8 protein-coding genes and 1 pseudogene are annotated in these 10268 nt (G+C 65.9%); 6 read left to right on the top strand and 3 right to left on the bottom strand.

Annotation, left to right across the window (positions count from 1 at the left end; translation table 11 throughout):
• Window positions 1-197: 197 nt before the first annotated feature.
• Complete coding sequence (lolD, locus tag Q0105_RS15025) at window positions 198-884, bottom strand: lipoprotein-releasing ABC transporter ATP-binding protein LolD (RefSeq protein ID WP_298212939.1); 687 nt, start codon at window positions 882-884, stop codon at window positions 198-200.
• A complete protein-coding gene (locus Q0105_RS15020) occupies window positions 877-2130 on the bottom strand; it encodes a lipoprotein-releasing ABC transporter permease subunit (protein ID WP_298212938.1) in 1254 nt (417 codons plus the stop codon). Before Q0105_RS15020 ends, lolD begins: the two co-directional genes overlap by 8 nt.
• Window positions 2131-2614: 484 nt before the next feature.
• Here Q0105_RS15020 and Q0105_RS15015 point away from each other — a divergent pair, with 484 nt between their 5' ends.
• From Q0105_RS15015 to recJ, 3 genes are read left to right on the top strand one after another with little or no spacing between them, the layout of a single operon-like run.
• Complete coding sequence (locus tag Q0105_RS15015; protein WP_298212937.1) at window positions 2615-3361, top strand: IPTL-CTERM sorting domain-containing protein; 747 nt, start codon at window positions 2615-2617, stop codon at window positions 3359-3361.
• A gap of 49 nt (window positions 3362-3410) precedes the next feature.
• Window positions 3411-4397 (top strand): phosphoglycerate mutase, encoded by a 987-nt coding sequence (locus tag Q0105_RS15010; RefSeq protein WP_298212936.1) that lies wholly within the window; start codon window positions 3411-3413, stop codon window positions 4395-4397.
• Window positions 4394-6109 (top strand): single-stranded-DNA-specific exonuclease RecJ, encoded by a 1716-nt coding sequence (gene recJ, locus Q0105_RS15005; RefSeq protein ID WP_298212935.1) that lies wholly within the window; start codon window positions 4394-4396, stop codon window positions 6107-6109. Before Q0105_RS15010 ends, recJ begins: the two co-directional genes overlap by 4 nt.
• Window positions 6110-6115: 6 nt before the next feature.
• Here recJ and Q0105_RS15000 read toward each other — a convergent pair whose 3' ends face one another.
• Window positions 6116-7999: a hypothetical protein gene (locus Q0105_RS15000; protein WP_298212934.1), complete on the bottom strand. Its 1884-nt coding sequence runs from the start codon at window positions 7997-7999 to the stop codon at window positions 6116-6118.
• Between the two features lie 593 nt (window positions 8000-8592).
• Between Q0105_RS15000 and Q0105_RS14995 the strand changes: the two genes are divergently transcribed.
• The 3 genes and pseudogenes from Q0105_RS14995 to Q0105_RS14985 all read left to right on the top strand — a co-directional run.
• A complete protein-coding gene (locus tag Q0105_RS14995) occupies window positions 8593-9459 on the top strand; it encodes a 3',5'-nucleoside bisphosphate phosphatase (RefSeq protein WP_298212933.1) in 867 nt (288 codons plus the stop codon).
• A gap of 27 nt (window positions 9460-9486) precedes the next feature.
• On the top strand, window positions 9487-10122 hold the full coding sequence (locus Q0105_RS14990) for an L-threonylcarbamoyladenylate synthase (protein ID WP_298212932.1): 636 nt from the start codon (window positions 9487-9489) through the stop codon (window positions 10120-10122).
• A 57-nt stretch (window positions 10123-10179) separates the two neighbouring features.
• Window positions 10180-10268: pseudogene (locus Q0105_RS14985) on the top strand (site-2 protease family protein); the annotation flags it as partial.

Raw genomic sequence — 10268 nt, 5'->3', positions numbered from 1 at the left:
CTTTTCTTTGGCGAAGCAAAGAAAAGTGAGTCGCCCGCCGGGGCGATAACCCGGCCTCCGCCCTGAACCCAGGCACACAGCCCAAACCAGCCAACAAGCCCAGGCTCCGACAAGCTCAGCCCGAACGGTAAGGAGAAGAGAGATTGCTATGAAAATAATAGCAAATAGCGCTTGACAGAAAAGCGCCAGAGACAAAATCACCCCAAAACCCCAGACACCAACCGCACCACCCGATCACACCGTGCCGCCAACGACTCATCGTGCGTCACCATCACAAACGCTGTCCCCTGGCTCCGCGCCAACTGCAGCATCAAATCGAACACCCCGTCCGCCGTGCTCCGGTCCAGGTTGCCAGTGGGCTCATCGGCCAGCACACAGGCGGGCCGGGTGACCAGCGCACGGGCAATGGCCACGCGTTGGCGCTCGCCGCCCGACAACTCGGCCGGCCGGTGCATCAGGCGCTCTTTCAAACCGACGGAGGTGAGCACCCGCTCGGCCTCAGCGTGGCACTGCGCCAGCGGCATGCGGCGGATGCGCAGCGGCATGGCCACGTTGTCCAGCGCGCTGAACTCGGGCAGCAGGTGGTGGAACTGGTAGATAAAGCCCAGGTACTGGTTGCGCAACTGGCCTTGCTGCTGTGGCGACAGGGTGGAAAGCTCCGCGCCTTTGAGCCGCACCGAGCCCGCGGTGGGCGCATCCAGCCCGCCCAGCAGGTGCAGCATGGTGCTCTTGCCCGAGCCCGAGGCGCCAACGATGGCCAGCGTTTCACCGGCATGGATTTGAAGATCCACACCTTTGAGCACGGTCACATCCAGCCGACCTTCGGTAAAGCGCTTGGTCAGGCCCCTGGCTTCCAGCACCACGATGTTGTTGTTATCACTCATAACGCAGCGCCTCGGCGGGGTTCACACGGCTGGCGCGCCAGCTGGGGTACAGCGTGGCCACGAAGGCCAGCACCAGGGAGATAAGGCCAATGGGCACGATGTCGCTGCTTTGCGGCTCGCTGGGCATCTTGCTGATGAGGTAGATGTCCTTGGGCAAAAAGTTGGCATGAAGCGCCCGCTCGATGGCCGGGACGATCACGTCGATGTTGAACGCGATCCCCAGGCCCAGCAACAGCCCCACGGCCGTGCCGATCACGCCCACCATGGCGCCCTGCACGACGAAGATGCCCATGATGCTTTTGGGGCTGGCGCCCAGCGTGCGCAGGATGGCGATGTCGGCGCGTTTGTCGGTCACCGTCATCACCAGGGTGGAGACCAGGTTGAACGCCGCCACTGCCACGATGAGCGTGAGGATGATGAACATCATGCGTTTTTCGAGCTGCACGGCGGCAAACCAGGTGCGGTTTTGCTGCGTCCAGTCGCGGATCAGCAGCATGCCGCTTAAGGACTGCGCCAGTTGCTGCGCCACCTCACGCGCCTGGTGCAGATCCTTGAGTTTCAGGCGCACGCCCGTGGGGCCTTCCAGGCGGAAGATGCGCTGCGCGTCCTCATGGTGCAGCAGCACCAGGGCCGAGTCATATTCGTAGTGGCCCGAGTCAAACGTGCCCGCCACTGTCATCTGCTTGAGGCGCGGCACCACACCCGCCGGGGTGACCTGGCCTGCGGGGGCAATCAGCGTGACCACATCACCCGCACGCACGCCCAGGGCGCGGGCCAGTTCGCCGCCCAGCACCACACGGAATTCGCCAGGCACCAATTTGTGCAGCACCTCTTCGTTGGTGGCGGCTAAGTCGGTTACCGCGCCTTCCAGCGCCGGGTCGATGCCACGCACCAGCGTGCCCTTCATGTCCTCACCGCGCGCCAGCAGGGCCTGGGCGGCCACGAAGGGGGCCGCACCCACCACGTTGGGGTTTTGCTTGGCCTCGGCCAGCGTGCGCGCGGGGTCGGGCAACGCGGCGCCCTGGGGCGCGAATATTTCGATGTGCGAGACCACGCTGAGCATGCGGTCGCGCACTTCCTTCTGAAAGCCGTTCATCACGCTCAGCACGATGATGAGCGCCGCCACCCCGAGCGCAATGCCCAGCATGGACACGCCCGAAATGAACGAGATAAAGCCGTTGCGCCGCGTGGCGCGGCCAGCGCGCGTGTAGCGCCAGCCCAGGGCCAGTTCGTAGGGGATTTGCATGGATGGTGACAAAAAGACCGGCCCGCACCACATGGCGGGACCGAGCGGGCCGATTGTGGCAGACCACCTTCCCTACTGTGGGTGGGGCACCCCATACGCACAAGGGCTGCAGGCCCGCACTCCTGCTGCGGCTTCGGCGGGAGATGCCCCTTAGACCTAAAATGCTACATTTTTAATAGCAAACTTTGATGCTAATAAAGCGCTGGATGCACTTTTTCACCATCCCCCAGACCGCAACCGCCGCGCCGCGCACAGGCCGCCTTGTCATCAGTTTTGGGGACATACAAATGCGCGGCAATTGCATAGGCTTGAGGGTTTCTTCACACCATCCCATCCGGCCATGACCCATGCTCTGCAGTTTTGCCATTTGACGAAGACCCGATTTCGCCACCTGTGCTGGGGCTTGCTGGCCCTGTTGCTGGCTGGACCCGCGCTGGTGGGGTATGGGGCCAGCGCCATAGGAAGCGTGAGTTAAGGCGCTGGATTGCCCAGCCCCCTGGGCATTGCCGTGGATGCCGATGGGGTGGTGTACGCAGCAGACGCCATGAATTCCAACAGGGCTACCCACCGCCACCAGCCCAATGGGCAGGGGGGCTATACCCAGCTACCCGATGTGGCCAACGGGCTCGGCGGCGCTCGAAGTGTGGCGGTCAGTGCCAATGGGTCCGTTTATGCGATCGTGGGCCCCTCAGGCGCTGTCAGCGTCAACCACTACGACCTGCAAGGCGGCATCACCGGCACCACGGAGCCCCCCAGCGGCGCGGGCGGCCAGGCCAACGCGCATGTGTTCTCGGGCGGCGGCGCTGGCTGCCAGCTCAACCCCGCCCAAAGCGCCTTCATCGCCGCCCCCGTCACGCCGCCCGCAGGCCAAGCCCTGCCCCAAGGGCTGTTTCGTGCCCGGCTGGAGGGTTGCGACGCCACCCTCATCACCCTGCGCATCACCTGGCCCCAGTCCGTGGTGGGCTACACCAAATACGGCTACGCCAGCAGCAGCGCTGGCACCCGCAGCTACTTCACACCCAGCAACCTGGTGGTTGCGAGCAACACGGTCACCTTCACGGTGCAAGACGGCCAGCTGGGCGGCGACGACTGGACGGTGAACGGCACCATCGACGACCCCAGCGGCCCCATAGCGGCTGCGGCCATCCCCACCCTGGGGCAATGGGGCTTGCTGCTGATGGGCCTGCTGCTGGCGGGGCTAGGAGGCATGGCGGCCCGCCGACGCGCGTAGGGCGCCCTTGCGCGACGGAGGGCATGGCGGCATCCCCGAGAATACCGGCATGCCCCACACCCCCCATTGCATCATCCCCGCCGCCGCCAGCGCCGAGCCGGGGTGCCCGCAAGCCCTGGCGCAGTTGCGGCTGCCACACCTGGGCCGCCTGCTGGCGCGCCTGGCGCCCGTGGCCCAGCCCGCACTGCACACCACCGAAGACACACCCCACCTGCCCCACGAACTGGCCTTGGCGCAAGCCCTGGGCCTGCCCGCCGCCGATGGCATGCTGCCCTGGGCCGCAGCGCACCGCGTGGCACAAGACCACGCTGCCAACAACACGGGCTGGGCCTACGTCACGCCCTGCCACTGGCAGGTGGGCACCGACCACATCACCCTGCAGGAGCCCGAGGCCCTGGGCCTGGACGAGGCAGGCTCTCGCGCGCTGCTGGCTGTGGTGGCGCCCTGGTTTGCCGAAGACGGCATTACCCTGCACTACGACCAGCCCGGCCGCTGGCTGGCCCACGGCGCGCTGCTGGCGCATTACGCCAGCCCATCGCTGGCCCGCGTGGCGGGGGCCGACCTGCGCCACTGGATGCAGCCCGTGCCCGCCCACATCACGCCCACGCCTGCTCAGCAGGCCACGCGCACCCTGCAGCGCCTGCACAGCGAGATACAGATGCTGCTGTACACCCACCCCTTCAACGACGCACGCACCGCCCAGGGCCTGCCGCCGATCAACGCCTTTTGGGTGCATGGCGCGGGCGCCCTGCCGCCCGGCTGGGCGCCCGCTGCGCCCCTGCCCACGCTGCACCTTGAACTGCTGCACGCGCTGCGCCAGGGTGGCCCCGCCGCGTGGGCGCAGGCCTGGCAGGCGCTGGACGCAGGCCCGCTGGCCGCGTTGCTGGCCCAGGCCGAGGAAGGTGCCCCTCTGCGCCTGACGCTGTGCAGCGACCATGCCGCGCGCACCTGGCACAGCGCGCCCATCCGTTTGGCCACAAGAATTCAAAGATTTTTTAGGCCCCAGCGCTTATCCAGCGTGCTTGAAAAGCTATGAAAATAATAGCAAGAGACATACCCCCCCGCGCCGCCTGGGCGCTAGAGCAGGCCGGTGTACACCCGCTGCTGGCGCGCCTGTACGCCGCACGCGGCGTGCGGGGCAAAGACGAGCTGGACGACGGCCTGGCCCGGCTGCTTCCGCCCTCTGGCCTGAAAGGCATCGACGCAGCGGCCCGCCTGCTGGCCGACGCCATGGCGCAAAACCAGCGCCTCGTCATCGTGGCCGACTACGACTGCGACGGCGCCACCGCTTGCGCCGTGGGCGTGCGCGGCCTGCGCCTGCTGGGTGCCCAGCATGTGGATTACCTGGTGCCCGACCGTGTGACCGACGGCTACGGCCTCACGCCCCCCATCGCCCGCCGCGTGGCCGAGCGCGGCGCCGATGTGCTCATCACCGTGGACAACGGCATCGCCAGCGTGGAGGGCGTGGCCGAAGCCAAGGCACTGGGCCTCACGGTGCTCGTCACCGACCACCACCTGCCCGGCCCCGCGCTGCCCATGGCCGATGCCATCGTCAACCCCAACCAGCCCGGCTGCACGTTCGAGAGCAAATCCATGGCCGGGGTGGGCGTGATGTTCTACGTGCTGCTGGCGCTGCGGGCCGAACTGCGCGCACGCGGTGTTTTTGACGCGGCCAGCCAACCCAAGCTCGATCCGCTGCTCACGCTTGTGGCGCTCGGCACCGTGGCCGACGTGGTCAAGCTCGACGCCAACAACCGCCGCCTGGTGGCCCAGGGCCTCAAACGCATCCGTGCGGGCCAGATGCCCGCCGGGGTGGCTGCGCTGTTCACTGCAGCGGGCCGCAAGGCGCCGGTGGCCACCACGTTCGACTTTGGTTTTGCCCTGGGCCCGCGCATCAATGCTGCGGGCCGATTGGCCGACATGACGCTAGGTATCGAATGCCTGCTGACCGACGACGCAGGCCGCGCCGCCGAGCTGGCGAGCGCCCTTGACGGCATCAACCGCGAGCGCCGCGAGATCGAGAGCGGCATGCGCGAGCAGGCCATGCTGATGGCCGAGAGCCTGTTTCAGGAAGACGAGGAGCCGCCACCCGCCATCAGCGTGTTCGACCCCGACTTCCACGAGGGCGTGGTGGGCATCGTGGCCAGCCGCATCAAAGACCGGCTGCACCGCCCCACCTTCGTGTTTGCCGCCAGCAGCGCGCCAGGCAAGGCGCACGAGCTCAAGGGCTCGGGCCGCTCCATCCCCGGCTTTCACCTGCGCGATGCGCTCGACCTGGTGGCCAAGCGCCATCCGGGCGTGCTGCTGAAGTTCGGCGGCCACGCCATGGCGGCGGGCTGCACCGTGGCCGAAGAAGCGTTTGACGTGTTCGAGCAAGCCCTGGCCCAGGTGGCGCAAGAGTGGCTCGACGCCTCCACCCTCACCCGCCGCATCGAGACAGATGGACCGCTGGCCCCCGAATACTGCCGCGCCGACATCGTGGACACCCTGCACCACGAGGTATGGGGCCAGGGCTTTGCGCCGCCCACCTTCAGCGAAGAGGTGCAGGTGCTCAGCCAGCGCCTGGTGGGCGAGGCCAAGAACCACCTGTCGCTCAAGCTCATGCACCAGGGCAGCCCCATCGACGCGATCTGGTTCGGCCACACCGAGCAGTTGCCCGCACGCGTGCTGCTGGCCTTCCGGCTTGATGTGAACGAGTGGAAAGGCGAGCGGAAGGTGCAGTTTCTGGTGGAGGGGGCGCAGTTGTGACCTTGGCTACTTGACCGGCGGAGCCACCACCGGCTGGGCCGAGGGCACCAGGCCGCGTTGGATGACTGCCGCCGGGAGCGTGCCGCTCAGCGTCGCATAGGGCGAAGCCGCCGTGGTCAGGAAGTTGCCTCGGGCCGCATCAACGAACCCTGGGTCCAACGAGTTCCGGGTCAGACCGGTGGCGGCGCTACCGTCCATCAGTGTATTGGTCCGGACGTTGATACCGTTCCATTTCACGCCCCTCGCCAAGTTGGTGCCGCCATAGGGATCGACTGTCAGCGCAAAGCCGTTGGTCCAGTTCGCCTCGTAGTCGGCGCGGCCCTGGTAATAGAACAGGCCGATCGGAGCCGGGGGCCTGCCAGGGGTGGCCGACGCCGCGTACAGTAGGTTGTTGCGGGCCACCACAGTGGTCTGCGCGCGGGTGTTGAGCAAGCCGATCAGCGGGACAGCCTGCTGCGGGAAGTAGTTGTTGTTGCGCCAGAAACCCTCGTTGTCCACAAACGAGGCAACGCGGTTGTTGTAGAAGAACAGGTTTCCTTCGCGAGGTTGCTTTTTCGTGCCCATATCGCCGTCACCGTGGCCAACAATGGCCTGAAGGTACTCGCGGGCGACCAGGATGTTGCCGTAGACGAAGGCGTTGGCCACCAGTTTCTCGCCAAAGGCATCGACTTGGACACTTTCGTAGTCAACATTGGATTCCGGGTCGCGCAGGGCGACCAGGTCAGCGCCACCTTCGATGTAGTTGTAGCGAACAATGACGCCAGCCGAGCGCTCCTTGATGTTGTCGCCATTGCTGCCCCGGACGGGCGGCGCGAAGTAGTTGTACTCGTAGATGGTGCCGATGCCTTCGGTGTAGGCGTTGTGCTCGCTGAAGCTGCCCTTGTTGCCGTTGCCGTGGAAGTGGTTGCGAGCAATCAGCAGGTTGCGGGTCTGGAGCCATTCGCCTCCCCCAGAGTTGGCAAAGATGCCCATGCCGTTGTCGCCGAGGTCACAGTAGGTGACCGCCACCTGCTCCGCGCCGTCAATGTAGATACCGGCGGAGAACAAAGCCCAAGTGTCCGAATTGCCAGACAGTTTTACAACGCGCTGGGGAGGTCGGACGTTACTGATCTTCAGGCCCGTGATGTGCAAGTAGCCAGGTTTGTAGTGGCTTGATCGTGGTGCTGCGGAAACGTCTGGCGTCTTGATCACGATCATGCCTGCAGCGTCCGTAAAGCGGTTAGCGCCAGTGTCCTTGGGCATTACGGCGTTGGTGCCGTCGAGCACAGGCAATTCGCCGTTGGGACCGGCCACGCCCTGGATGGTGATCCATTTGTTGTGGCGACCACGCGAGGCCAAGAAAATGATGTCCGTGTATGGCGCAGCCCGGTAGTGGATGTTGACGATGTCGCAGGGCAGCAGGGTTAGCCAGGGCACGTTCTTCGGGGCAGCGTAGGTCTTGCCAGGGCCGACGTCAAAGATCAGCCCTTCGCCGGGGGCGCAGGCCGATCGGCTGGGGTAGACAGCCTGGTAGTCCCAGTTCTTCGGGGGCTCATAGTTGCTCCAGTCGGGTGCTCCGCGTGAGATCGGGATCGGTGCCGTCGGTGCAGGGGTAGGCGCCGGGCTCGTCGGTGCAGGGGCAGGCGTCGGACTCGTCGGCGCAGGGGCAGGCGCCGGGCTCGTCGGCGCAGGGGCAGGCGCCGGGCTCGTCGGTGCAGGGGCAGGCGTCGGACTCGTCGGCGCAGGGGTAGGACGTGCAACGGGTGCCGGTGTGTCCGGCGTGATGGCCTCAGGGCCAGTGCTGGATAGATCAGTATTGGCACCACCGCCGCCACAGGCGACCAGCGCAGCGACGAAGGCGATGAAAATCAGGCGCACAGCACGCTGCCGGGCGGACATATAGATGGACATGGAAAACCCTCGATTGATTGCACGGGCGCGCTGCGCGGGGGCAGAGTTCACCAATGCGTCCGGCGCGTGCCGGGCGTGTTCACAGTTATGTGCGAACTCGCCGCAGACCTTAGAAGGGTTGCAATACGACACCGAGTCGCTTACGCGACATTTTTCACATGTGCCGAGTGACTCTTACTCTTAGACACTTTCCCAATCCCCATCATTGGGTATCGCCCTGGACTGGGATGCCGACGCGGGCGGCGTAGAAGACGACGACGGCAGCGACGCCCATGTTGACGGCGGTCTCGGTGTCCCCACGCCAGCGCCCGGCGGCAGAAATGCGCCCCACAGCTTGTGCGAGACGCGGATATTGTCGAATTGCTTGGTGCCTTCTTCTTGACCTTGTTGCGATGCCTTCATGCCTTCACAACCCACATACAGGAAGTCAGAAACATTCAAATGCAGCGAAGCAATGGCCTACGCCCGCCCCGCCCGCTGCCGCACAGGTTCTCCATCGAGACATACCCGCAAAGCGCGTGAGAGCCCCTGACAGCTTCTGCGGCGAGAGGCACAGCAGAGCGCGCAATCGGTACAAGTCCTAAAATGAACCGGTGACACACCTACTCAACGCCGACCTGCACTGCCATTCCGTCGTCTCCGACGGAACCCTGACACCCGAAGCACTGGCCGCACGGGCCAAAGCCAACGGGGTCGAGTTGTGGGCGTTGACGGACCATGACGAGGTGGGCGGCCAGCACCGCGCCGCCGCCGCTGCCCATGCACAGGGCATGGCCTACCTCACCGGCACCGAGATTTCGGTCACCTTTGCCAATACCACCGTCCACATCGTGGGCTTGGGGTTCGACCCCGACAACGCCCAGTTGGCACGCGGCCTGGCTGCCACGCGCGGTGGGCGGGCAGAACGTGCCCAGGACATGGCCGCGCAGCTGGCCCAGGTGGGCATCCCAGGCGCCTATGAGGGGGCGCTGCAGTTCGTGGGCAACCCCGACCTGATCTCGCGCACACATTTCGCGCGCTTTTTGGTGGAAACCGGCGTGTGCAAAGACACCTCCGAGGTGTTCCGCAAGTACCTCATCGAAGGCAAGCCCGGCTACGTGCCCCACCGCTGGGCCGCGCTGGGCGATGCGGTGCGCTGGATCACCGAAGCGGGCGGCATGGCCGTGATTGCCCACCCGGCGCGCTACAAGTTCAGCGCCAATGAAGAATTCGCGCTGTTTTCCGAGTTCAAGCAACACGGCGGGCGCGGCGTGGAGGTGGTGACCGGCAGCCACAGCCCCGCCGAATACGTGACCTACGCCGCCATGGCCCAGGAGTTCGACCTGGCCGCCTCGCGCGGCAGCGATTTCCACAGCCCGGACGAATCCCACACCGACCTGGGCACGCTGCCCCCGCTGCCGGGCCAGCTCACCCCCGTGTGGGAGCTGCTGGCCGACCGCATCCAGCAGCCCGCCGCCTGAAAGAGAAGAGACGCCCCCAAGAAGCCCATGGCCCAGTATTTCGAAATCCACCCCGACAACCCACAGCCCCGGCTGCTCAAGCAGGCTGCCACGCTGCTGCAAAAGGGCGGCATCCTGGCCGTGCCCACCGACTCCAGCTACGCGCTGGTCTGCCACCTGGACGACAAGGACGCGGTGGACCGCCTGCGTCGCATTCGCCAGGTGGACGACAAGCACCACCTCACGCTGCTGTGCCGTGATCTTTCAGAGCTGGCCAACTACGCACGCGTAGACAACCGCCAGTACCGCCTGCTCAAGCTGGCCACGCCGGGCCCTTACACCTTCATCCTCGAAGCCACCAAGGAAGTGCCGCGCCGCGTAAGCCACCCTTCGCGCAAGACCATTGGCCTGCGCGTGCCCGACCGCAAGGGCCTGCAGATGCTGCTGGAGCTGCACGGCGCGCCGCTGCTGGCCACCACGCTGATTCCGGCGGGTGAGACCGAGCCGCTGAACGACCCAGAAGAGATCCGCGAACGCTACGAAAAGCTGATCGACGGCGTGGTGGATGCCGGTGCCTGCCCCCTGGAGCCCACCACGGTGGTGGACCTCACCCCCATGGGCGCGGGCGGAGAGCCTGCCGTGGTGCGCGAAGGGCTGGGCAGCCTGCAGGCGCTGGGGCTATAGCTGGGGCTGTAATCCTTTTGTCTCAGGGGCAGCGGGCCGTCTGAGACAATCCGGGGGGTGGACACCTCCAATCTCATCCAAACCGTTCTGATCTACGCCCTGCCGGTGCTGTTTGCCATCACCGTGCACGAGGCGGCCCATGGCTA

It is taken from the genome of Acidovorax sp., from assembly GCF_027492855.1.
GTDB lineage: Bacteria > Pseudomonadota > Gammaproteobacteria > Burkholderiales > Burkholderiaceae_C > Acidovorax.
This window is presented reverse-complemented; position numbering and strand designations above follow the sequence as displayed.

Excerpts from the sequence above, each read along its gene's own strand:
- lolD (WP_298212939.1), bottom strand. The coding sequence starts at position 884 with ATGAGTGATAACAACAACATCGTGGTGCTGGAAGCCAGGGGCCTGACC.
- Q0105_RS15020 (WP_298212938.1), bottom strand. The coding sequence starts at position 2,130 with ATGCAAATCCCCTACGAACTGGCCCTGGGCTGGCGCTACACGCGCGCT.
- Q0105_RS15010 (WP_298212936.1), top strand. The coding sequence starts at position 3,411 with ATGCCCCACACCCCCCATTGCATCATCCCCGCCGCCGCCAGCGCCGAG.
- recJ (WP_298212935.1), top strand. The coding sequence starts at position 4,394 with ATGAAAATAATAGCAAGAGACATACCCCCCCGCGCCGCCTGGGCGCTA.
- Q0105_RS15000 (WP_298212934.1), bottom strand. The coding sequence starts at position 7,999 with ATGTCCATCTATATGTCCGCCCGGCAGCGTGCTGTGCGCCTGATTTTC.
- Q0105_RS14990 (WP_298212932.1), top strand. The coding sequence starts at position 9,487 with ATGGCCCAGTATTTCGAAATCCACCCCGACAACCCACAGCCCCGGCTG.